This is a genomic window from Nocardioides sp. (assembly GCF_035703625.1).
Classification (GTDB): domain Bacteria; phylum Actinomycetota; class Actinomycetes; order Propionibacteriales; family Nocardioidaceae; genus Nocardioides.
Genome location: NZ_DASSXS010000274.1, coordinates 24806 through 46095, shown reverse-complemented (window position 1 = coordinate 46095; position 21290 = coordinate 24806). Strand labels below are relative to the sequence as shown.

The 21290-nt window shown below is 71.3% G+C and carries 21 protein-coding genes; 7 read left to right on the top strand and 14 right to left on the bottom strand.

Translation table 11 applies throughout. The features are described 5' to 3' along the window. On the top strand, positions 1–610 hold a 610-nt coding region (locus VFN12_RS14345; RefSeq protein ID WP_325119410.1), incomplete at its 5' end, for a malate dehydrogenase. Between the two features lie 116 nt (positions 611–726). Here the strand turns inward: VFN12_RS14345 and VFN12_RS14340 are convergent. From VFN12_RS14340 to VFN12_RS14320, 5 genes are all read right to left on the bottom strand, one after another. Further along, positions 727–1059 (bottom strand): DUF3017 domain-containing protein, encoded by a 333-nt coding sequence (locus VFN12_RS14340; RefSeq protein WP_325119409.1) that lies wholly within the window; start codon positions 1057–1059, stop codon positions 727–729. A 10-nt stretch (positions 1060–1069) separates the two neighbouring features. Continuing rightward, the gene (locus tag VFN12_RS14335; RefSeq protein ID WP_325119408.1) at positions 1070–1930 is read right to left on the bottom strand and encodes a bifunctional methylenetetrahydrofolate dehydrogenase/methenyltetrahydrofolate cyclohydrolase; all 861 of its coding nucleotides are present in this window, start codon (positions 1928–1930) and stop codon (positions 1070–1072) included. Between the two features lie 134 nt (positions 1931–2064). Beyond that, the gene (purH, locus tag VFN12_RS14330; protein ID WP_325119407.1) at positions 2065–3663 is read right to left on the bottom strand and encodes a bifunctional phosphoribosylaminoimidazolecarboxamide formyltransferase/IMP cyclohydrolase; all 1599 of its coding nucleotides are present in this window, start codon (positions 3661–3663) and stop codon (positions 2065–2067) included. Then, positions 3660–4280 carry a phosphoribosylglycinamide formyltransferase gene (gene purN, locus VFN12_RS14325; protein WP_325119406.1) on the bottom strand — a complete coding sequence of 207 codons (621 nt, stop codon included), beginning with the start codon at positions 4278–4280 and terminating at the stop codon, positions 3660–3662. The genes purH and purN overlap by 4 nt, the downstream gene beginning before the upstream one ends. Positions 4281–4290: 10 nt before the next feature. Next, positions 4291–5562, bottom strand: a complete 1272-nt coding sequence (locus tag VFN12_RS14320; RefSeq protein ID WP_325119405.1) for a DUF6350 family protein — start codon at positions 5560–5562, stop codon at positions 4291–4293. 143 nt (positions 5563–5705) lie between these two features. On the opposite strand from VFN12_RS14320, the gene VFN12_RS14315 reads away from it, so the two are divergent. Then, a complete protein-coding gene (locus VFN12_RS14315; protein WP_325119404.1) occupies positions 5706–7562 on the top strand; it encodes a hypothetical protein in 1857 nt (618 codons plus the stop codon). Positions 7563–7607: 45 nt separating this feature from the next. Here VFN12_RS14315 and sucD read toward each other — a convergent pair whose 3' ends face one another. Together sucD and sucC are read right to left on the bottom strand one after the other, a co-directional pair. Then, complete coding sequence (gene sucD / locus VFN12_RS14310; RefSeq protein WP_325119403.1) at positions 7608–8495, bottom strand: succinate--CoA ligase subunit alpha; 888 nt, start codon at positions 8493–8495, stop codon at positions 7608–7610. A gap of 20 nt (positions 8496–8515) precedes the next feature. After that, positions 8516–9679: an ADP-forming succinate--CoA ligase subunit beta gene (sucC, locus tag VFN12_RS14305; RefSeq protein WP_325119402.1), complete on the bottom strand. Its 1164-nt coding sequence runs from the start codon at positions 9677–9679 to the stop codon at positions 8516–8518. Between the two features lie 125 nt (positions 9680–9804). On the opposite strand from sucC, the gene VFN12_RS14300 reads away from it, so the two are divergent. Beyond that, positions 9805–10413: a dihydrofolate reductase family protein gene (locus tag VFN12_RS14300; protein ID WP_325119401.1), complete on the top strand. Its 609-nt coding sequence runs from the start codon at positions 9805–9807 to the stop codon at positions 10411–10413. Here VFN12_RS14300 and VFN12_RS14295 read toward each other — a convergent pair. Continuing rightward, positions 10386–10805 carry a cobalamin B12-binding domain-containing protein gene (locus tag VFN12_RS14295; RefSeq protein WP_325119400.1) on the bottom strand — a complete coding sequence of 140 codons (420 nt, stop codon included), beginning with the start codon at positions 10803–10805 and terminating at the stop codon, positions 10386–10388. The genes VFN12_RS14300 and VFN12_RS14295 overlap by 28 nt on opposite strands. Before the next feature lie 187 nt (positions 10806–10992). Here VFN12_RS14295 and VFN12_RS14290 point away from each other — a divergent pair, with 187 nt between their 5' ends. Continuing rightward, entirely contained in the window at positions 10993–11895 is a 903-nt protein-coding gene (locus VFN12_RS14290) for a M23 family metallopeptidase (protein ID WP_325119399.1), read from the top strand. Positions 11896–12009: 114 nt separating this feature from the next. On the opposite strand, the gene pcrA is transcribed toward VFN12_RS14290, so the two are convergent. Beyond that, a complete protein-coding gene (gene pcrA, locus VFN12_RS14285) occupies positions 12010–14454 on the bottom strand; it encodes a DNA helicase PcrA (protein ID WP_325119398.1) in 2445 nt (814 codons plus the stop codon). A 233-nt stretch (positions 14455–14687) separates the two neighbouring features. Here pcrA and VFN12_RS14280 point away from each other — a divergent pair, with 233 nt between their 5' ends. Together VFN12_RS14280 and VFN12_RS14275 are read left to right on the top strand one after the other, a co-directional pair. Then, positions 14688–15701: a type IV toxin-antitoxin system AbiEi family antitoxin domain-containing protein gene (locus VFN12_RS14280; RefSeq protein WP_325119397.1), complete on the top strand. Its 1014-nt coding sequence runs from the start codon at positions 14688–14690 to the stop codon at positions 15699–15701. A 45-nt stretch (positions 15702–15746) separates the two neighbouring features. Further along, positions 15747–16235, top strand: a complete 489-nt coding sequence (locus VFN12_RS14275; RefSeq protein ID WP_325119396.1) for an XdhC family protein — start codon at positions 15747–15749, stop codon at positions 16233–16235. 101 nt (positions 16236–16336) lie between these two features. On the opposite strand, the gene VFN12_RS14270 is transcribed toward VFN12_RS14275, so the two are convergent. The 3 genes from VFN12_RS14270 to VFN12_RS14260 are packed head-to-tail and all read right to left on the bottom strand — an operon-like array spanning position 16337 to position 18658. Further along, the gene (locus VFN12_RS14270) at positions 16337–16693 is read right to left on the bottom strand and encodes a hypothetical protein (protein WP_325119395.1); all 357 of its coding nucleotides are present in this window, start codon (positions 16691–16693) and stop codon (positions 16337–16339) included. A gap of 29 nt (positions 16694–16722) precedes the next feature. Then, entirely contained in the window at positions 16723–17211 is a 489-nt protein-coding gene (locus tag VFN12_RS14265; protein WP_325119393.1) for a universal stress protein, read from the bottom strand. 1 nt (position 17212) lies between these two features. Further along, positions 17213–18658: an APC family permease gene (locus VFN12_RS14260; protein ID WP_325119392.1), complete on the bottom strand. Its 1446-nt coding sequence runs from the start codon at positions 18656–18658 to the stop codon at positions 17213–17215. 253 nt (positions 18659–18911) lie between these two features. Between VFN12_RS14260 and VFN12_RS14255 the strand changes: the two genes are divergently transcribed. After that, the gene (locus VFN12_RS14255) at positions 18912–19226 is read left to right on the top strand and encodes a hypothetical protein (RefSeq protein WP_325119391.1); all 315 of its coding nucleotides are present in this window, start codon (positions 18912–18914) and stop codon (positions 19224–19226) included. Between the two features lie 9 nt (positions 19227–19235). Here VFN12_RS14255 and VFN12_RS14250 read toward each other — a convergent pair whose 3' ends face one another. Continuing rightward, a complete protein-coding gene (locus tag VFN12_RS14250; protein ID WP_325119390.1) occupies positions 19236–19874 on the bottom strand; it encodes a response regulator transcription factor in 639 nt (212 codons plus the stop codon). Then, a complete protein-coding gene (locus VFN12_RS14245; protein ID WP_325119389.1) occupies positions 19867–21168 on the bottom strand; it encodes a PspC domain-containing protein in 1302 nt (433 codons plus the stop codon). Before VFN12_RS14245 ends, VFN12_RS14250 begins: the two co-directional genes overlap by 8 nt. Positions 21169–21290: the final 122 nt, after the last annotated feature.

Here is a 21290-nt window from a genome sequence, read left to right as displayed (position 1 = left end):
CGGCGTGACCGGGAACCCGGCCAACACCAACGCCCTGATCGCGATGAGCAACGCCCCCGACATCCCGCAGGAGCGGTTCTCGGCCCTGACCCGGCTCGACCACAACCGCGCGATCTCACAGCTCGCCGCCAAGACCGGTGCCCCGGTCACCGACATCAGGCAGATGACGATCTGGGGCAACCACTCCGCCACGCAGTACCCCGACGTCTTCCACGCCGAGATCGGCGGCAAGAACGCCGCCGAGGTCGTCGACGACCAGGCGTGGATCGAGAACGACTTCATCCCCACGGTCGCCAAGCGGGGCGCGGCGATCATCGAGGCCCGTGGCTCCTCGTCGGCCGCCTCCGCCGCCTCGGCCACCATCGACGCCGCCCACGACTGGCTGCTCGGCTCCGCCGACGGCGACTGGGTGTCGATGGCGGTCGTGTCCGACGGCTCGTACGGCGTCCCGGAGGGCCTGGTCTCGTCGTTCCCCGTCACCACCCGCGGCGGCGACTGGGAGATCGTCCAGGGCCTCGAGATCGACGACTTCTCGCGCGGGCGGATCGACGCCTCGACCGCGGAGCTCGCCGAGGAGCGCGACGCGGTCAAGGGCCTTGGTTTGATCTGAGCCAGACCTGAGGTCTGCTTTCTTCTCACCGGGTCTCGACACGCCGGTTCGCCGCCCTCGCAGGCTCGGTCGGCGACGGCTTGCTCGACCACCATCATCAGCCGCTGACGCTTCGCTTACAGCGGCTGATTAGGAATCGACTCGGAGAGGAAGATCAGGGTGGCGCCGACGCCGCTGAGGATCCCCGCGTCCACGGCGCGGTTCCGGACGGCGAGCATGCCGGCGTCCTTGCGTCGCAGCACCAGCCGCGCCACCGCCCCAGCGATCATGGCCGCGCCCACCCACTTGACGCCGAGGCGCCAGTCGCCGCCCCAGCACAGGCCGATCCCGACACCGGTCGCGACCAGCACCGCGAGGTAGATCAGGCCGCCGACCGTCGAGGGAAGGCGCTGCGGCTCGGGTTCGGACGCCACCTCGCCCGGGTGTGGATCGACGGGTGGGTGGTCCACTGCGGTCAACTCAGCCCCGGGCCGGTCCGGAGAGGGCCTTCTCCGCCATCTCCACGATGTTGGACAGCAGCATGGCGCGGGTCATCGGACCCACGCCGCCCGGGTTGGGCGAGACCCATCCCGCGACGTCCCAGACGTCCGGGGCAACGTCTCCCGCGAGCTTGCCGTCGACGCGGGAGACCCCGACGTCGAGGACGGCGGCGCCCGGCTTGACCATGTCGCCGGTGATGATCCCCGGCACCCCGGCGGCCGCGACCACGATGTCGGCCTGACGGGTGTGGGCCGCGAGATCGCGGGTCCCGGTGTGGCAGAGCGTGGTGGTCGCGTTCTCGGAGCGACGCGTCAGCAGCAGGCCGAGCGGCCTCCCCACGGTCAGGCCACGACCGACCACCACCACGTCGGCGCCCCGGATCTCGACATCGTGCCGCCGGAGCAGCTCGATGATGCCGATCGGCGTGCACGGCAACGAGCCGCTCTCACCCAGCACGAGCTTGCCGAGGTTGACCGGGTGCAGGCCGTCCACGTCCTTGTCGGGATCGACGCGGGACAGCAGGGCGAACTCGTCCAGGCCGGTCGGCTGCTGCACCAGGAAGCCCGTGCAGCTCGGATCGGCGTTGAGGGCATCGATGACCCGCTCGACGTCGGCCTGGGTGGAGGAGGCCGGCAGGTCGACCCGGATCGACTCGATCCCGATCTCGGCGCAGTCCTTGTGCTTGGCGCCGACGTACCACCGCGATCCCGGATCGTCACCGACCAGGACTGTTCCGAGGCCGGGCACGGCGCCGGACTCGCGCAGCTTGGCGACCCGCTCGGCCAGCTCCACCTTGATCGCGTCGAGCGTGGCCTTGCCGTCGAGTGTCTTGGCGGTCATGTGGTCATCCTGTCATCGTCTGGCCTGCGGTTTGCTGTCACCTCACCGGGTTTCGACACGCTCCGTCGCGGCTTCGTTCCTCAGCCGCGGTCGCTGCTCAACCACCAACGATCGCTCCGGCTCCGCCGGAGCGATCAGTGCGCAAAGTGCCGGGTCCCGGTGAAGTACGTCGTCACGCCGGCGGCCCGCGCGGCGGCGATGACCTCGTCGTCGCGGATCGACCCGCCGGGCGCCACGATCGCCCGCACCCCCGCGTCGATGAGGATCTGGGGACCATCGGCGAATGGGAAGAACGCGTCCGAGGCGGCCACCGAGCCGGCCGCCCGCTCGCCGGCCCGGGTGACGGCGAGATGGCAGGAGTCGACCCGGTTGACCTGTCCCATCCCGACGCCGACCGAGGCGCCTCCGGAGGCCAGCAGGATCGCGTTCGACTTCACCGCGCGGATCGCCCGCCAGGCGAACTCGAGGTCGGCCAGGACCTCCTCCGACGCGGGCTCGCCGGCGACCAGGCGCCAGCGCGACGGGTCGTCGCCGGTCGGGTTGCCGTCCTTGTCCCTGCCCTCCGCGTCGATGGCGTCGCGCTGCTGCAGGAGCAGCCCGCCGGAGATCGCCCGCATGTCCCCACCCGCGCCCGGCGCGGCGACGCGCAGCAGCCGGAGGTTCTTCTTGGTGGTCAGGACCTCGAGTGCGTCGTCGTCGAAGTCCGGCGCCAGCACCACCTCGGTGAAGATGTCCTTGACGGTCTCGGCCATCTCGCGGGTGACCGGGCGGTTGGTCGCGATGATCCCGCCGTAGGCCGACACCGGGTCGCAGGCGTGGGCGCGGGCATGGACCGCGGCGATGCCCTCCCCCTCGACCCCGACGGCGATGCCGCACGGGTTGGCGTGCTTGATGATCGCGACGGTCGGCCGGTCGCCGTGGTCGTGGGCCGCACGGTAGGCCGCGTCCGCGTCGACGTAGTTGTTGTAGGACATCTCCTTGCCGTGGAGCTGCTCCCCCTGGGCGAGCCCCGGCTGCGGCTGGAAGCCGTTGACGTAGAGCGCGGCCGCCTGGTGCGGGTTCTCGCCGTAGCGCAGGGTGGCCTGCTTGGTCCACGTCGCGCCCATCCAGGCCGGGAAGCCGTCACCTCCGGAGGAGTCGCTCAGCACGTTGCCCATCCAGGAGGCCACGTGGACGTCGTACGTCGCCGTGTGGACGAACGCCTCCGCGGCCAGCTCCTGGCGCTCGGCGAGGGTGAAACCGCCCGCCCCTGCGGCGCGGAGCACGTCGGGGTAGCGCTCGGGGGAGGTGACGATGGCGACCGAGGGGTGGTTCTTCGCCGCGGCGCGCACCATCGAGGGGCCGCCGATGTCGATCTGCTCGACGCACTCGTCGGGCGTCGCCCCCGACATCACCGTCTCGGTGAAGGGGTAGAGGTTGGAGACGACCAGGTCGAACGGCTCGACGCCGAGCTCGGCGAGCTGGGCCACGTGGGTGTCGAGACGGCGGTCCGCGAGGATGCCCGCGTGCACCTTCGGGTGCAGCGTCTTGACCCTGCCGTCGAGGCACTCGGGGAACCCGGTGAGGTCCTCCACCTTCGTCACCGGGAGCCCGAGGGACTCGATGAGGGCGGCAGAGCCACCGGTGGACACCAGGGCCACGCCGGCGTCGTGCAGGCCCCGCACGAGATCCTCCAGCCCGGCCTTGTCGTAGACGGAGACGAGCGCCCGCCGCAGCGGGATCCGGTCGTTCATCGGCCGAACCGCACCTTCCTGTCGGTGATGGTGAATCCTTCGCGGGCCATCCTGCCCACGTTCTCGACGAGCATGGCGCGCTCGGCGACCTTGATCCGCTCGTGCAGCGATTCGACGTCGTCGTCGTCCTCGACCGGCACCACGGTCTGGGCCACGATCGGACCGGTGTCGACCCCGCCGTCGATGACGAAGAGGGTGCAGCCGGTCACCTTGACGCCGTAGTCCAGGGCCTCCTGCGGGCCGTGCATGCCCGGGAACGACGGCGAGAGCGCCGGATGGGTGTTGACCACCCGCCCGCCGAACCGGGTCAGGAACTCCTCGCTGACCAGCTTCATGAAGCCTGCCGAGACGATCAGGTCGGGCAGGTGCTCGGCGCAGGAGGCAGCGAGCGCCCTGTCCCACTCCTCCCGGGTGTCGTGGTCCTTGACCCGGTGGACGAAGGTCGGGATGCCGGCCCGCTCGGCGCGTGCCAGGCCCTCGATCCCCTCCCGGTCGGCGCCCACCGCGACCACCCGGGCGCCGTAGGCCGGGTCGGCGCAGGCGTCGAGGAGCGCCTGGAGGTTGGTGCCCGAGCCCGAGACGAGGACCACGAGGCGGGCGGGGGCGGGGGCGGACACGCGCGGCAGTCTAGGCGCTGGCCGGGGCCGCGCGCCGGGCGGTTCGCCGCTGCCGCCAGGTCATCGCCAGCCCCCCGAAGAGTCCGCCGATGCCGAACGTGGTGATGGCGTGGACCAGCACGTCGAACGCGAACGGTTCGACCGTCTGCATCCGGCCCGGACCGATCGCGCCGCCGGCGATCGTGGCCAGGAGGCCGACGACGACCCCGGCGAAGACGCCGCCCGTGCAGCCGCGGAGCCCGCCCTCCTCCCACCGGAGGGTGGGGTGGCGCCGCTGGGCCCGCGCCGCCCCCGCCCCTGCCACCAGCAGGGGCAGCGCCATCAGGTACGGCGTCCAGGCGCTCGGCGCACCTGCGTCGGGCAGGGCGGCGAGGAGCGGGACCATCGGGAGCGGTCCGAGCGCCACCACCGTGGGCGAGACGATCGTGCCGGTGCCGACGGCGAACCCGGGCCCCAGCAGGTAGGCGCCGGCGAAGAGGGTGGCGTTGGGGACGACGAGGAGCGTGGCGAGCACGAACAGGGTGGACTCGCCGGTGTTCATCCTGAGCTGCGAGAGCACGTTGACGGCGGTCCCGAGGTCGACCGCCAGCGCGGCGACGAGCAGGACCACGGCCACCAGGAGGTGGTAGCGGACGATCGAGACGCAGGCGGCCACGGCCCCCCGCACCGGCACCGGGACGAACGCCGCCCAGATCGCCGCGCGACCCGCTCCCACCGCGATCGCGGGCCCGCCGACGCACGCGGCCAGCACGACCACCCACAGCAGGGTCCGGCCCAGCGACGGGGCGGTCTGCGGCGTGGCCGCCAGGGCGTGGGTCACGAACGCGACCAGCCCGTAGCCGAGGGTGAAGCACGCGAGCGCCGTCGGGACGGTCCAGTCCCGCTCGCCGTCGGCGATGGCGTCGGCGTCGGGGCCGTGCCCCGAGATCGCGTCACCGACCCGCTGGCCCACACGCCAGACGGCCCAGGCGCAGACCAGGGTGACGAGGAGCGGTACGGCGGTCACCGTGACGCCCTCGACCGAGACTCCCGAGAAGTGGGCCATCAACCAGCCCAGCGCTCCCACCTGCAGGGCGTCGCGCGGTTCTCCGTGGGTGCCGGCATCGCTGAGGAACCACCCGAACACTCCTGCGGCCAGGCACACCAGCAGCACCGAGCCGGCCGCCACCACGCCGCCGAGGGTGGCGAGGACGACCAGCGGGCGCCGGTGCCGGGGGTCGGAGGGGCCGTTCGCGGCGCGCTCGGCGGTCCTGCCGTCGGTCGTGGAGAGCAGCGAAGTCATGGCCCGGCCATCCTCCCCCCGGCGTCCGGTCCACCGGCGATCCCACGCCGATGTGCGCCGTGACGCCGCCTCCCGTATTTTCTTACTGTCATGCTCATCCCCCCACCAGGCCGGCCCCGCGTCCCGGGCCGCGTCGACCCGGCATGAAGAGAGCCGACGAGTTCGACGCGTTCTACAAGGACGCTCGTTCGCGACTGCTGCTCCAGACGTATGCGCTGACCGGCGACCTCCCGGCGTCCCGGAGCGCGGTCCGTGACGCGTTCATCGTCGCCTGGCACCACTGGCGCAAGGTGTCGCGGCAGGAGGACCCCGAGGCCTGGGTGCGCCCGTACGCCTGGGCCCACGCCCAGCGCCGTCACACGGCCCGTATCTGGCACCGCGACAAGAGCCTCGACCCGGAGGCCCGGGCCACCCTCGACGCGTTGGGGAAGCTCCCGCTGGCGCAGCGCAAGACCCTGCTGCTGACCCAGCTCACGTCGCTGAGCATGAGCGAGATGGCCCGCGAGGCCGGCATGTCCCTAGCCGATGCGGAGAAGAAGCTCCAGCTCGCCACGGCACAGTTCTCCGTCCATCGCAGTGTCCAGACGACGAGCATCCGGTCGCTGATCGAGGCGCTCCGCGAGCCGGTCGAGGCGGCGCGCTGGCCCCGCCCGACGATCATCCGCCGGGCCGGGTCGGCCCGACGCCGTACCCACACGCTCATCGGGGTGGCGGCCGCCGCGGCCGCCGTGGTCCTCTCCGGAACCCTGGTCGCCGACGCCGATGGCGTCAGGGCGAGCCTCGACCGCGAGTCGGTGTCGACCTCGTCCTCCCGCTCGTCCGGGTCGGCGGACGGGTCGGGTTCCGCGCCGGCGGCGTTCTCCGGCGACGATCTGCTCAGTGCCGACCAGGTCGAGGACTACGTGGCCGGGCGGAAGTGGCGGGAGATCGAGACCACCGACAACACCCAGGGCGACGGCCTCATCCTGCCCTGCCAGCAGGCGCGGTACGCCGACCCCCGGGGCGAGGGCGCCCTGCTGCGCACCTTCGGCACCACCCCGCGCAAGGGCGGCCAGGAGGACGCGGCGTTCCAGCTGACCGAGATCTCCGAGTCCGTCCGGTCGGCCCGACGGGCGTTCCGCGCCAGCCTCGAGTGGTACGCCGGGTGCACCGATCGCCGGATCCAGTTGATGGCGACGCGGCGGGTGACACAGGTCGGCGACGACGCGAGCCTCCTGGTCCTGCGGTCGTGGGCCGGAGCCCGACCGACCATGGTCGTGGGGGTCAGCCGCAGTGGGGCGATCACGACCACGACGATGAGCTGGACCCAGCCCCAGGCGGCGCCCAGCCTGAACGGGGCCGCCCGCCTCGCCGCGGCTGCCGTCAACGGGCTGTGTGCGCGGCCGGAGGCGGGAGCCTGCGCGACCCGACCCAGGCTGGCCAGGTCCGCTCCCATCCCGGTGGGCGACGCCCCGGGCATGCTCTCCGAGGTCGACCTCCCGCCCGTGACCCGCGTGATGAAGCCCTGGGTCGGCACCGAGCCCCGCCGGGCGAGCGTCAACGTGGCCGCGACCGGATGTGACAAGACCGCCTTCACCGGCAAGCAGGTGAGCAACAACCTGACCCGCTCGTTCGTCATCCCGGCGGCCAAGCTGCCGGCGGCGTTCGGGATCACCGAGACGGTCGGCACGCTCCGGCCGGGCGCCGCCCGGACCTTCGTCGCCGGCGTACGCCGTGACCTCGACGCCTGCCCCGACCGCAACCGGGGGCTCGGCACCGACGTGACCCGGCTCGCCCACCGGCAGTCGAAGGCCCGCGACCTCACCGTGTGGCGGCTGACGACCGAGCTCGACGACAACCGGTCGGTGACCTACCTGATGGGGATCGTCCGCGAGGGCACCGCCGTCGGCCAGGTCACCTTCGTGCCCGAGCCCGACGTGACGATGGGCCCGGATGCGTTCGTGGCGCTCGTCGCCCGCGCCGGTGAGCGGCTGCCCGCCATGCCGCCGCCCGCCGGCTGAGGCCGCGCGAGCGACGGCAGCGACGGCGGGCGGACCCGGCGTGCGTCAGGACGTCTCGAGGATCTCCCGCATCAGCTGGGCGGTCTCGGAGGGCGTCTTGCCGACCTTCACGCCCACCGCCTCGAGCGCTTCCTTCTTGGCCGCGGCGGTCCCGGACGAGCCGGACACGATGGCGCCCGCGTGGCCCATCGTCTTGCCCTCGGGAGCGGTGAAGCCCGCGACGTAGCCGACGACCGGCTTGCTCACGTGGTCCTTGATGTACGCCGCGGCGCGCTCCTCGGCGTCGCCGCCGATCTCGCCGATCATCACCACCGCGTCGGTCTCGGGGTCCTCCTCGAACGCGGCCAGCGCGTCGATGTGGGTGGTCCCGATGATCGGGTCGCCCCCGATCCCGATGCACGAGGAGAAACCGAAGTCACGCAGCTCGTACATCATCTGGTAGGTCAGCGTGCCCGACTTCGAGACCAGCCCGATCCGTCCGGCCTTGGTGATGTCGGCCGGGATGATGCCTGCGTTCGACTTGCCGGGGCTGATGATGCCGGGGCAGTTGGGGCCGACGATGCGGGTCTTGCCCGACGACTCGGCGTAAGCGCGGAACTCCGCGGTGTCGTGGACCGGGACGCCTTCGGTGATGACGACGGCGAGACCGATCCCCGCGTCCACCGCCTCGACCACCGCGCCCTTGGTGAAGGCGGGCGGGACGAAGAGCACCGACACGTCGGCACCCGTCTCCGCCATCGCCTCGTCGACCGAGCCGAAGACGGGGACCGAGGTGCCGCCCTCGAAGTCGACGGTGGTGCCCGCCTTCTTGGGGTTGACCCCGCCCACGATGTTGGTGCCCGAGTCGAGCATCCGCTGGGTGTGCTTCATGCCCTCGGAGCCGGTCATGCCCTGGACGATGACCTTGCTGGAATCCGTCAGGAAGATAGCCATGATTCGTTGATCCGTCCTTGTCAGGCGTTGGCCAGCTCGGCGGCCTTGTCGGCCGCGCCGTCCATGGTGTCCATGATGGTGACCAGCGGGTGGTCGGCCTCGTCGAGGATCCGTCGGCCCTCCTCGACGTTGTTGCCGTCGAGACGTACGACGAGCGGCTTGTTGGCCTCGTCGCCCAGCGCGTCGAGCGCACCCACGATGCCGTTGGCCACCGCGTCGCAGGCGGTGATGCCGCCGAAGACGTTGACGAAGACCGACTTGACCTGGTCGTCGCCGAGGATGATGTGCAGGCCGTCGGTCATCACCTGGGCGGACGCCCCGCCGCCGATGTCGAGGAAGTTGGCCGGCTTGACGCCGCCGTGGGCCTCGCCGGCGTACGCCACCACGTCGAGCGTCGACATGACCAGGCCCGCGCCGTTGCCGATGATGCCGACGGCACCGTCGAGCTTCACGTAGTTCAGGTCCTTCTCGGCGGCCGCGAGCTCGAGCGGGTCGACGTCCTCGACCAGCTCGAAGCCGGCGTGGTCCTCGTGCCGGAAGTCGGCGTTGCCGTCGAGCGACACCTTGCCGTCGAGCGCCTCCAGGCTCCCGTCACCGAGCTTCACCAGCGGGTTGACCTCGACGAGGGTCGCGTCCTCCTCGACGAAGACCTTCCAGAGCTTCTTGATCATGTCGCGGGCGAGGTCGCGTACGTCCTCGGGGAAGCGCGTCGCCTCGATGATCTCGTCGACCTTCGCGTCGTCGACGCCGGTCTGCGGGTCGATGGCGACCTTGGCGACCGCGTCCGGCTTCTCCTTGGCGGTCACCTCGATCTCGACGCCGCCCTCGATCGAGGCGATGCAGAGGTAGTTGCGGTTGGCCCGGTCGAGCAGGAAGGAGAAGTAGTACTCCTCGGCGATCTCCGCCGCCGGCGCGATCAGGACCCGGTGGACCGTGTGGCCCTTGATGTCCATCCCCAGGATCTCGCCGGCCTTCTCGGCCGCCTCCTGCGGGTTGTTGGCCAGCTTCACGCCACCGGCCTTGCCGCGGCCGCCGGTCTTGACCTGGGCCTTGACCACGACCTTCCCGCCGTGCGCCTCGGCTGCCGACTCGGCGTCAGCAGCGTCGGTGATCACGGTGCCGACCGTCACGGGCACTCCGTGCTTGGCGAAGAGCTCCTTCGCCTGGTACTCCATCAGATCCACGTCTCGGCCCCAGTCCTTTCAGCCGGCCACCCGGCTCGTCACAGGCACATTCGATGGCACCCTATGCCCGCCGGGACCGGCGCGACCACGCCGGGGCGGGCCAACTCTTCCCTAGGGTGGGTCGCGTGACGCGCACGCAGTACTACACCGCCACCTCCGCCGACGGCTTCATCGCCGACGAGCACAACTCCCTGGACTGGCTCTTCGAGGTGGGCCGCGGCGCCGAGGTCGACCCCGCCGACAGCCGCGAGGAGGAGTGGGACGAGTTCATCGGCGGCGTGGGGTCGATGGCGATGGGTGCGACGACGTACGAATGGGTGCTCGACCACGAGAACCTGCTGGAGAACCCGCAGCGGTGGCACGACTACTACGGCGACCGGCCGGCGTTCGTCTTCACCCACCGCGACCTCCCGCCCATCCCGGGAGTCGACCTGCGGTTCGTGTCCGGCCAGGTCTCCGGCGTGTACGACGACCTCGTCGCGGCCGCGGCCGGGCGAAACATCTGGGTGGTCGGCGGCGGGGACCTGGTGGGCCAGTTCGACGACGCCGGCCTGCTCGACGAGATCCTGCTCAACGTGACCCCGGTGTTCCTCGGAGCCGGTGCTCCCCTGCTGCCGAGGCGGATCACCTCCGAGAGGGTCACCGTGCGGGAGGCCCGGCAGGCGGGCCAGCGGGTGCGGATCGTGCTGGACGTGCGCCGACCGGGTCAGGCCGGGGCGTCCTCGGCGAAGTGACCGGCGACCCAGCCGGTGATCTCTCCGGTCGGCGCCCCCGGCGTGAAGACCTTGGCGACCCCCATCTCCTCGAGCACCGGGATGTCCTCCTCCGGGACGATCCCGCCACCGAAGACGACGATGTCGGCGGCGTCGCGCTCGGCCAGCAGCTCGATCAGCTTGCGGAAGAGCGTCATGTGCGCCCCCGACAGCACCGACAGGCCGATCAGGTCCGCGTCCTCCTGGATCGCGGTCTCGACGATCTGCTCGGGCGTCTGGTGCAGCCCCGTGTAGATCACCTCGTGGCCCGCGTCACGCAGCGCCCGGGCCACGATCTTGGCCCCACGGTCGTGACCGTCCAGGCCTGGCTTGGCCACGACGATGCGGATCCGCCGGGCCTGAGTCTCTGACATGTGGGGCAGGTTATCCGACGGGTGACGAGCCTCACGCAGGCCGGTGGCACCCCGCGCAGGCGTCAGAACCGCCTCGTGTACCCAGGTTGTCCACCGTCACACCCTCCGGGAGTTCCGGCTGGTCTAGCCATCGGTTAGAGTCTGGCCTCGTTGTCTCCTAGCCCCCGACCGATGGAGAACTCGAACAATGGGTGCCCACCGAGCGAAGCGCCGCGGCCCGCGCCGCGGACCCTCGGTGAAGCCGACCCCGCGTGTCGACGCCGCGCCGGTCGCCCCCGCTCCCCCCTCGGTCGCTCCATCCGCTGCCGCCACGCCTGGCCGACGCAAGGCATCGAGGCACAGCGGCCGCCGCCGCAACCTCTTCCCGGGCCTGCCGCCGCTTCCCATCGCCGGCGGCATCGCCGCCCTGGTGGTCTCGGCGGGAGGAGCCATCACGGTCGCCCACCCCGCACTGGTGGCCGGTGAGTCGCGCATCGCGGGCGCGAGCGCACTCAACGGCACCAGCGGAGCAGCCTCGACCAACCTGCTCAACGACCGCACCGCGGCGGTGAGCCGCGACTCGCGACGCGACGCCCTCGAGGACGCCGCCGACCAGAAGCTGGTCGCGCAGGCGGAGCAGCAGGCCCGCGAGCGCAACGCCGCCCTGGCCAAGTTCGCTCAGCAGGCCGAGGCACAGGCGGCCAAGATCGCGCTCAACCAGTGGGTGCTGCCGGTCGATGGCTACGACCTCACCGCCGAGTTCGGCGACTGGGGACTGTGGGCGAGCTACCACACCGGCCTCGACTTCTCCGCGCCGTACGGCGCCCCGATCAAGGCCATGGCCAACGGCGAGATCACGGAGGTCGGGTACGACGGCTCCTACGGCAACAAGGTCGTCATCACGCTCGACGACGGCACGGAGCTGTGGTTCTGCCACATGTCGGACTTCGCCGTGAGCTCCGGCGAGACGGTCCGCGCCGGTGAGGTGATCGGCTACATCGGCGACACCGGCAACACCACCGGCCCCCACCTCCACCTGGAGGTCCGGCCGGGTGCCGGCGACCCGGTGGACCCCTACGCCGCGATGCTGGTGCACGGCCTCCAGCCTTGAGGTGCGGCTGCCTTCTTTCTCACCGGGTCTCGACACGCCGGTTCGCCGCCCTCGCAGGCTCGGTCGGCGACGGCTCGCTCGACCACCATCAGCGGATCCGCTGCCGCGTTTCCGCTAGAGCTTCTCAACGGGGGCGTAACGAAGCAGCAACCGCTTGACGCCCTCGGACCCGAAGTCGATCGACGCCACCGACTTCTCCGCCACTCCCTCCAGCGCGACCACGGTGCCCATGCCGAACGAGTCGTGCAGCACGCGGTCGCCCGGCTCCAGGGAGGGGATCTCGCGCGCCGTCTTGGCCTTCGCCGCGGCGTCGGCCTTGAGGGCAGCGGAGGAGAAGTTGCGGCGTCCCGCTTCGGTCGGGGTGCCGAGCCGGGCGGCGGACCCGCCGGCCAGGTCGGGCCGGCTCCACCGGGTCTGCGCGGCTTCGGTGCGGCGCCAGTCGACGAGGTCGACCGGCATCTCGTCGAGGAACCGGGAGGCAGGGTTGTGTGCCGGGGCTCCCCACGCAGACCGGACCACGGCCCGGGACAGGTAGAGCCGCTGCTCGGCCCGGGTGACGCCGACGTAGGCCAGCCGACGCTCCTCCTCGAGCTCGGGCTGGTCGCCCAGGGATCGGGAGTGCGGGAACACGCCGTCCTCGAGCCCGGTCAGGAAGACGACGGGGAACTCCAGCCCCTTGGCGGTGTGGAGGGTCATCAGGGTGACCACCCCGTCGTCCTCCTCGTCGGGGGTGTCGGGGATCTGGTCGGTGTCGGCGACCAGCGCCACCCGTTCCAGGAAGTCGGAGAGCCCCGGAACCGAGGAGCCCGCGACAGTGTCATCGAGGTCGGCCGGGTCGGCGGAGGGGCCGGCGACGGGGTCGTCGGAGAACTCCCGGGCCACGGCCACCAGCTCGGCGAGGTTCTCCACGCGCGTGGCGTCCTGCGGGTCGTCGGAGGCCTCGAGCTCGGCGAGGTACCCGGTGCGGTCGAGCACCGACTCGAGGATGACGTCGGGCCGCTCGCCGGCGTCGACCATCGACTGGAGCTCGTCGACGAGGCCGACGAAGCCCTCGATCGCCTTGAGCGACCGGGTCGCCAGTCCGGGGGCATCGGCCGCCCGGCGCAGGGCCTCCCAGAACGTGGTCCGGTCACGGTCGGCCAGCGACTGCACGCACTCGACCGCCCGGTCACCGATCCCCCGCTTGGGGGTGTTGAGCACCCGGCGCAGGGAGATCTCGTCGGCCGGGTTGACCAGCATCCGGAGGTAGGCGAGCGCGTCGCGGACCTCGCGGCGTTCGTAGAAGCGGACGCCGCCGACGACCTTGTAGGGCATGCCGAGCCGGATGAAGATCTCCTCGAACACCCGCGACTGGGCGTTGGTGCGGTAGAACACCGCCACCTCGCCCGGCCGGGCCGCGCCGCTGTCGGTCAGCTTGTCGATCTCCTCGGAGACGAAGCGTGCCTCGTCGCGCTCGTCGTCGGCGACGTACCCGACGATCCGCTCGCCGTCACCGGCCTGGGACCACAGCCGCTTGGGCTTGCGCCCCCGGTTGTGGCCGATCACCGAGTTGGCGGCGTTGAGGATCGTCTGGGTGGAGCGGTAGTTCTGCTCCAGCAGGATCGTGGTGGCGTCGGGGAAGTCCTGCTCGAAGTCGAGGATGTTGCGGATGCTGGCGCCGCGGAAGGCGTAGATCGACTGGTCGGCGTCGCCGACGACCATCAGCTCGGCGGGCTCGACCCGCTCGCCGGCCTCCTCGGGATCGTCGGCGCAGAGCTGGTGGACCAGGGCGTACTGCGCGTGGTTGGTGTCCTGGTACTCGTCGACGAGCACGTGCCGGAAGCGGCGCCGGTAGGTCTCGCACACGTCCGGGTGGGCCTGGAAGATGTGCACCGTGGTCATGATCAGGTCGTCGAAGTCGAGCGCGTTGGCCTCGCGCAGGCGCCGCTGGTAGAGCGTGTACGCCGACGCGTAGGCCTCCTCCAGGCCGTTGCGGGCGTCCTTGGCCGCCTCCTCGTGGTCGCGCAGCTCGTTCTTGTGGTTGGAGACCCAGTGGAGGATCGCGTTGGGCTGGTACTGCTTGGGATCGAGGTCCAGGTCACGGCAGACCAGGGTCATCAGGCGCTTGGAGTCGGCGGCGTCGTAGATGGAGAAGCTGGACTTGTAGCCGAAGTGGTGGATCTCCTTGCGGAGGATCCGCACGCAGGCGGAGTGGAACGTGCTCACCCACATGATCCGGGCCCGCTTGCCGACCAGGGCCTCCACGCGTTCCTTCATCTCCGCGGCTGCCTTGTTGGTGAAGGTGATCGCGAGGATCGAGCCCGGGTGGGCCTTGCGCTCGGCGACCAGCCACGCGATCCGCCGGGTCAGCACCCGGGTCTTTCCGGATCCGGCACCGGCCACGACGAGCAGCGGATGGCCGGAGTGGACGACCGCCTTGCGCTGGGGCTCGTTGAGTCCGTCGAGCAGCTCCTCGGCCGTGGGGCCGCGCCGGGTGGTGCGCGCGTCGGCCGCGATCTCGAAGTCCAGCTGGTCGGTGGCCGAGGAGCCGGTGGGGTGCGGCGGTGGGGGCGTACTCATCTCTCCGCCAACCCTACGTGTCGCCATCGACCAGTCCGCTCGGCCATTGGCTTGTAACACGCCGTCCGCCGGGCTTCCATCCCGTTGCAGCGGGATGGGAGTGCCGAGGACGGCGTGTTACAGCGGCGGAGTGGCCCACGTAAGGGTCCACAGTTCGCCGGTCAGACACCACTCTCCACAGGAGGCTCGGCCACGCGATGCGGCCGGCGGCGAGGTTGATGAGGCTCGGGTGCATGCACCCTGCCATTGCCGGCATCATGGCCACCCAGCACGGGCTCGTCACGCGACGCCAGGCGATCGAGGCCGGCCTCCCTCCGGAGCGGGTCGATCGGCTGGCGAGGACCGGCGCGTGGGTGACGGTGCGGCGAGGCGTGTACGTCGACCGCGAGCTCTGGGCGAGCCTCAGCCGACCCGAGGAACGCCAGCTGGCCCGGGATCGTGCCGCCAGCCTGCGGATCTCGCGCCCTCACGTGATGAGCCACGACTCCGCAGCCCTCGAGCTGCGCCTCGACATCCTGCGCCACGCCAACCCGATGACACACGTGACCCGGCCCGGCATCGTGGGCTCACACCTGCGGCACGGGGTCAAGCACCACCTGGCGCCGTACCCGCCGGATCAGGTCGTCGAGACCAACGGGCGGCGGGTGCTCGGCCCTGCCCGGACAGCCGCCGACATCGCCCGCGAGCACGGCCTCCAGCCGGGCGTGGTCGCGTTCGACTCGGCATACCGCCACGGGTGCACCGCGCACGACCTGGACGCGGCGTGCGCGCCGATGACGAACTGGCCGAACGTCACCACGGTTCGAGCCGCGCGCAGGCTCGCCGACCCGGGCGCGGAGTCGGTCGGCGAGACCCTGGCCCGGCTGCTGGTGACCGAGCTGGGCCTCGGCCGGCCAGAGACGCAGTTCGGTCTCACCGACGGGCTCCGGACGGTGTGGTGCGACCTGCGCATCGGGCGCCAGGTCATCGAGTTCGACGGCAGGCTCAAGTACCTCCGCCGACAAGACGGTGGGGTCGCCACCGTCGACCCGCGGGAGGTCCTGTGGGCCGAGAAGCAGCGACAGGACTGGGTGTGCGGGTTCAAGCTGGGCATGTCGCGCGTCGTCTGGGACGACCTGTGGGGTGACCGCCGGCGCCTGGCGCTCCTCAGGCTGCGCCGGGAGTGCGCCGAGACCGCAGCTCGCTTCGGCACCTCGATCGAGGACCTGGCGCCATACGTCGTCCGGAGCTCGCGGCGCTCCGCCTAACCCCTGCTGTGGACATCGCCGGCGGGCGGGGGCGAGGCTGGGCGGATGGCCGATTCCCCGCACGTGCTGATCGTGGGCGAGGGCCCGGTGGCCGAGGCCCTGGGCTCGATGATCTCCGCGCTGGGCTGGACGTCCACCTCGGCGACCACGCTGGAGGAGTCGGAGCGTGTCCTGCCATCAGCCGCGGCGGTCGTCGTCACCAGCCACCACGAGGACCTCGACGGCCCCGCGATCCGGGCCGCGCTCGCTGCCGGCACGTCGTACGTCGGCGCGATGGGGTCCCGGCGTACCCAGGCCCGCCGCCGCGAGTGGCTGCTCGAGCACGGCGTCACCGAGGCCGACCTGACCGCCGTGCACGCCCCGGTCGGACTCGACATCGGCGCGGACGAGCCGGGTGAGATCGCCATCTCGATCCTGGCCGAGGTGATCGCCGAGCGGCGCGGCCGGGCGGGCTCCGTGGGCTCCATCGGCTCCCGCGACGGGGCCGTCCACCCGGAGCAACCGCCCGGGACGGCGTACTGCCCCGGCGGCTGAGGGGCGCCCCCGCTGTAACACGCTGTCCACCGTTCTTCCACGCCGTTGCAGCGGCGTGGAAGTGCAGCAGACGGCGTGTTACATGCGGTCGAGCGAGCGGGTCAGGCGTGGACGGTCGACCAGAACACCGCGACGACGACGTTGGCCACGGTGAGCAGCAGCAGGGCGTAGAAGAGCCCGTCCGGGATCCGCGGCTTGCGCATGTTGGCCATCACCAGGATCAGCACGACCAGCCCGATCGCGAACTTCACGCCGATCTTGACGTGGTCGACGGCTGCCTCTCCGGACTCGAGCACGCCCACCAGGAGCAGCCCGGCCAGGAAGGCCGTCCCCGCGCCGTCGCGCATGGCGGCGTTGACGACCTTCTCCGGGGAACGGACCTGGACGATCAGGCCGCCGAAGAGGGCGGCGAAGCCGAGCAGGTGCAGGACGAGCAGGACCAGCCGCAGTGTTTCCATGGCGGCAGCCTACTGATGGGGCCGCCCGTTCAGCTCTTCGCGGTCTTGCCCGATCCGCGGCGAGACGCACGTGGCGCCGGACGGACGACGAGCACCGGGCACGGCGCGTAGTGCTGCACCCGTTGCGCGGTCGACCCGACCAGGACCACGTCGCTGATCCCTCGCCCACCGGCGGCCACGACCACGAGGCCGGCCGACAGCTGCTTGGCCGCCTTGATGATCTCGTTGGCCGGCGATCCACCGCGGACCTTGCGGTACACCTTGGGGCCCCAGCCGTCGAACTCCGCGGCGACCACGTCGACCGCGTTCTCCGCGGCCGCGCGGAAGCTGCCGGCCTCGGTGCCGGCCTTGCGCTGGTCGACGTTGGACAGGTCGTCGGCGAAGGCGACCGCGGCCAGCGGACGGACCACCGCGATCACGGAGATCCCGGTGATCTTGGTCGGGTCCGCGAAGGACTTGAGGTGACGGGCAGCCGCGAGGGACTGCTTGGACCCGTCGGTGGCGACGATGACGTGCATCTCAGGACTCCGTTCCCTGCGCAGAAGTGGGGTCGCCGCGTTCCGCGCCCGGCGGGCGGTTGCGCTTGCCGAAGAGGTACTCGATCAGGAAGAGCACGACCCCGACAGCCACCAGACCGGCGCACCAGTACAGCGACGTGGGGTCGTCGTAGATCACGTACCCGAGGATCGCGACGTTGCCCAGGAGGCCGACGAACAGCAGGAACGTGTTGGCACGATAGGTCTTCTCCGACTCGTCGTGGCCGCGCAGCTTGAGGCAGGAGATGATCACGAGCGCGTAGATGAACAGCAGGAACACCACCGTGACCAGGGACAGCCGCTCGATCAGGGACGCCCCCTCGACGTTGGGTGCCACCGTGCCCACCACGAGCAGCGCACACACCACGGCGCCGCTGAACAACAGGCCGACCCACGGGCTGCGTCGGCTGGGGTGGATCTTGGCGAAGACCCCGGGCACGACGTCCTCCTTGGCCATGCCGTAGAGGATCCGCGGCTGGGTCACGACGGCGACGAGGGTGGTGTTGGTGATCGCGATCATCGCGATCACCGAGAACAACGTGCTCATGAACTCGACGTTGATCGGCAGGATGCCCTTCTCGATGACCTCGAGCAGCGCGGCCGGCGAGGCGGCCAGGTCGTCGATCGACACGGTGAGCGCCGCCGCCATCGAGACCAGCACGTAGATCACACCAGCGGTGATCATGCCGCCGATCAGGGAGCGCGGGAACGAGCGGTAGGGGTCGATCGTCTCCTCCGCGACGTTGGCGGTGTTCTCGAATCCGGTCATCGCGAAGAACGAGAGCGCGACACCGGCGAGGATCGCCAGCGCTGGGCTGGTGCCGCCGGCGGTCTCGAACTCGGTCAGCGTCGCGAAGTCCGCGTTGCCCTCGGCGATGAACCAGATCGCGGTGATCAGCACGATCATCAGGCCGGCGATCTCGACGAAGGCCATCAGCATGTTGATGACGACCGATTCCGTGATGCCGATGAAGTTGATGATGCTCAGCACCACGATGAACCCCAGCGTGACCAACAGGGCCGGCGGCCCTGGCCAGAGGGTGGCGAAGTAGGAGGAGAAGCCGTCCGCCAGGGCGCCGGCAGCCGCGAAGCTGGAGGACAGGAAGGAGACGGTGATCAGGAAGGTCAGCACCTTGTTGCCGAACGCCTTGTTGACGTAGAGCGCGGCACCGGCCGCCTGCGGGTACTTCGTGACCAGCTCCGCGTACGCGGTGCCGGTGATCGCCGCGACCGTCACCCCGACGGCGAACGCGATCCAGAACGCACCGCCCACCGCCGCGGCCACGAGACCGATCAGCACGTAGATGCCGGACCCGAGCACGTCTCCCAGCGTGTAGAAGAAGAGCTGCTTCCCGGTGATCGACCGTTTCAGGTCGCTCTCATGGCCAGGCTCGTCGTACGGCGTGGCGTAGGTGGTTTCTTCGGCCATGGAGGCCTCGCTTCCAGGGTCTGCGGCCAATACGTCCCGGTCGGACAACCGAACCGCAATTGGCGCCGGGTTGTAAAGGGCATGAACGGGAAGGTTCTGGGTAAGCCGCGTCGGATCGATGGGCCGCCCGGCGATTCCCGCACACCCGGGACCTGCTGGGACAATGACGGGACAGTCGCCGCCTTCCCGGAGTCCCTTCGCCTTGAGCAGCCCCCACGACACCCCGCCCGTACGGCGGCGCCCGCGTCACCTGATGGACCCGGACCGACCTCGCCCGGCGCGCGACCCGCACGCCGAGGACCGTGGCCTGACCAGGGTGCAGCAGTGGGTGATGTCGACGCTCGCCGTGACCACCCTTCTCCACCTGTCGGCCGGGGTGATCATCGCCGGCATGGCGGAGTCGGATCCGACCAGGAGCGCCCAGATCGGCCTCAGCATCATCGCGGGGGCGATCGGCGTGATGGCGGTCGTCGCCGCGCTCGCCATCCACGGGCAACCCCTTCTCTCCCGCTGGCTGCTCCTGGGCCCCCTGCCGACTGCTGTCGGCCTGTGGCTCATCGTGGGCTGAACCGGGCCGCTAGAGCAGCCGGCGGTCCGAGGCCCACCGCGCGAGCTCGTGCCGCGAGGAGAGCTGGAGCTTGCGGAGCACGCTGGACATGTGGGTCTCGACCGTCTTGATCGAGATGAACAGCTCCTTGGCCACCTCCTTGTAGGCGTAGCCGCGGGCGATCAGCCGCATCACCTCGCGCTCCCGCTCCGTCAGCCGGTCGAGGTCCTCGTCGACGTCGGCCACCTCGATGGAGCCGGCGAAGGCGTCCAGGACGAAACCCGCCAGCCGCGGCGAGAACACCGCGTCGCCGTCGGCGACCCGCTGGATGGCCGCCACCAGCTCGGGTCCGGTGATGGTCTTGGTGACATAGCCCCGGGCACCGCCGCGGATCGTGCCGATCACGTCCTCGGCCGCATCGCTCACCGACAGGGCCAGGTAGCGGGTCTCGGCGGACCGGGCCTTCCGCATCACCTCGACCCCACCGCCGCCGGGCAGGTGCACGTCGAGGAGTACGACGTCGGGCCGGTGCGCGTCCACCGCGGCGACCGCGGAGTCGACGTCGGCCGCCTCCGCGACCACGTCGACCTGGCCGCCCAGCTCGGAGCGCACGCCGGCGCGGAACATCGCGTGGTCGTCGACCAGCACCACGCGGATCGGCTCAGCCATGGGAGTCCTCCTGCCTCGGGAGGTGCAACCGCACCTCGGTGCCCTGACCCGGCTCCGACACCACCTCGGCGGTGCCGCCGTGCCGTTCCATCCGGTCGATGATGCTGTGGCGCAGCCCGTGCCGGTCGTCGGGGACCCGGTCGGGGTCGAATCCGCTCCCCCGGTCGCGGACGAACACGTCGACCGCCGTGGGCGAGACCTCGGCGTAGACGTCGATCTGGCCGGTGCCGGCATGCTTGGCGGCGTTGGTGACGGCTTCCCGGGTGGCGTTGACGACCGCCCGGAGACTCTCGGCCAGCGGGCAGTCGCCGACGTTGACCACGTCGACGGAGACGCCGTGGCCGTCCTCGACGGCCGCGGCCACCCCGCGCAGCGCACTGGCGACCGTGCTCTCGTCGGTCGCCTCGCCGGCGTACAGCCAGGACCGGAGGTCGCGCTCCTGGGAGCGGGCGAGCCTGGCGACCGTGGAGCCGTCGCCGGCGTTCTTCTGGATCAGGGCCAGGGTCTGGAGCACGGAGTCGTGCAGGTGGGCGGCCAGGTCGGCCCGCTCCTGGGTGCGGACCCGCTCGGCCCGCTCGGCGGTCAGGTCGGAGGCGAGCCGGTAGATCCACGGACCGACCACGATGGCCAGCCCGACGACGGTCAGCAGCGCGGCGATGGTGACGTCGCGCGCCATCTCCAGGGAACCGCCGCGGAGCGCGAAGACCACGAAGGCGGAGACGATCAGGCCGATCCCGGCCGCGAGCCGGGCGTAGGCCGCCCACCCGCCGCGTCCGAGCACGGCCCGGACCGGGTCGATCCGGCCGGTGGTGTCGAGCCAGCGCTCGCGCTGCGCCTCGTCCGCCTGGCGCCACAGCAGGGCGATGCCGACCAGCCCGAGGAACAGGGGCCAGAACACCAGCCCCCGCCCCAGCACCGCCTCGAGCAGGAAGACGGCCCCGATGCCGAGCGCCGCCAGTGCGATCGCCGGGCCGACGTCCCCGAGCCTGCGGATCCGGCCCGGACGCCGCCCGCCGCGGGTCGCGCTCTCCAGGCCGGGGGCGCCCTCCTCGAAGCGGGAGTCGGTGGGCAGCACCAGCCACAGGGCGGCGTACATCGCGATGCCGACGCCACCGAGGGTCGCGGCCACGACGAAGGCGACCCGGACCCACAGCACCGGCAGCGCGAGATGACGGGCCAGACCGCCGGCCACGCCGCCGATGATCGGCTCCTGGCTGTCGCGATAGGCGCGGCGCGGCTCGCGACCGCCGTCGGCGGCAGCGTGCAGCGTGGTCGCACCCGGAGTCGTTGTCATGACCCGGCAATCGTCACACAGGGCAGGGGCACGGACCATGAGGTGCAACCCCGGCGCGACCCTGACCCACCACCCCCGCGGGGCGGGCAGGATCAGGGTCGTCCCCGATGGCGTACGGCCCC

Excerpts from the sequence above, each read along its gene's own strand:
- VFN12_RS14335 (WP_325119408.1), bottom strand. The coding sequence starts at position 1,930 with ATGACCGCCAAGACACTCGACGGCAAGGCCACGCTCGACGCGATCAAG.
- purH (WP_325119407.1), bottom strand. The coding sequence starts at position 3,663 with ATGAACGACCGGATCCCGCTGCGGCGGGCGCTCGTCTCCGTCTACGAC.
- VFN12_RS14320 (WP_325119405.1), bottom strand. The coding sequence starts at position 5,562 with ATGACTTCGCTGCTCTCCACGACCGACGGCAGGACCGCCGAGCGCGCC.
- VFN12_RS14315 (WP_325119404.1), top strand. The coding sequence starts at position 5,706 with ATGAAGAGAGCCGACGAGTTCGACGCGTTCTACAAGGACGCTCGTTCG.
- sucD (WP_325119403.1), bottom strand. The coding sequence starts at position 8,495 with ATGGCTATCTTCCTGACGGATTCCAGCAAGGTCATCGTCCAGGGCATG.
- VFN12_RS14295 (WP_325119400.1), bottom strand. The coding sequence starts at position 10,805 with ATGTCAGAGACTCAGGCCCGGCGGATCCGCATCGTCGTGGCCAAGCCA.
- VFN12_RS14290 (WP_325119399.1), top strand. The coding sequence starts at position 10,993 with ATGGGTGCCCACCGAGCGAAGCGCCGCGGCCCGCGCCGCGGACCCTCG.
- pcrA (WP_325119398.1), bottom strand. The coding sequence starts at position 14,454 with ATGAGTACGCCCCCACCGCCGCACCCCACCGGCTCCTCGGCCACCGAC.
- VFN12_RS14280 (WP_325119397.1), top strand. The coding sequence starts at position 14,688 with ATGCACCCTGCCATTGCCGGCATCATGGCCACCCAGCACGGGCTCGTC.
- VFN12_RS14275 (WP_325119396.1), top strand. The coding sequence starts at position 15,747 with ATGGCCGATTCCCCGCACGTGCTGATCGTGGGCGAGGGCCCGGTGGCC.
- VFN12_RS14270 (WP_325119395.1), bottom strand. The coding sequence starts at position 16,693 with ATGGAAACACTGCGGCTGGTCCTGCTCGTCCTGCACCTGCTCGGCTTC.
- VFN12_RS14265 (WP_325119393.1), bottom strand. The coding sequence starts at position 17,211 with ATGCACGTCATCGTCGCCACCGACGGGTCCAAGCAGTCCCTCGCGGCT.
- VFN12_RS14260 (WP_325119392.1), bottom strand. The coding sequence starts at position 18,658 with ATGGCCGAAGAAACCACCTACGCCACGCCGTACGACGAGCCTGGCCAT.
- VFN12_RS14255 (WP_325119391.1), top strand. The coding sequence starts at position 18,912 with ATGGACCCGGACCGACCTCGCCCGGCGCGCGACCCGCACGCCGAGGAC.
- VFN12_RS14250 (WP_325119390.1), bottom strand. The coding sequence starts at position 19,874 with ATGGCTGAGCCGATCCGCGTGGTGCTGGTCGACGACCACGCGATGTTC.
- VFN12_RS14245 (WP_325119389.1), bottom strand. The coding sequence starts at position 21,168 with ATGACAACGACTCCGGGTGCGACCACGCTGCACGCTGCCGCCGACGGC.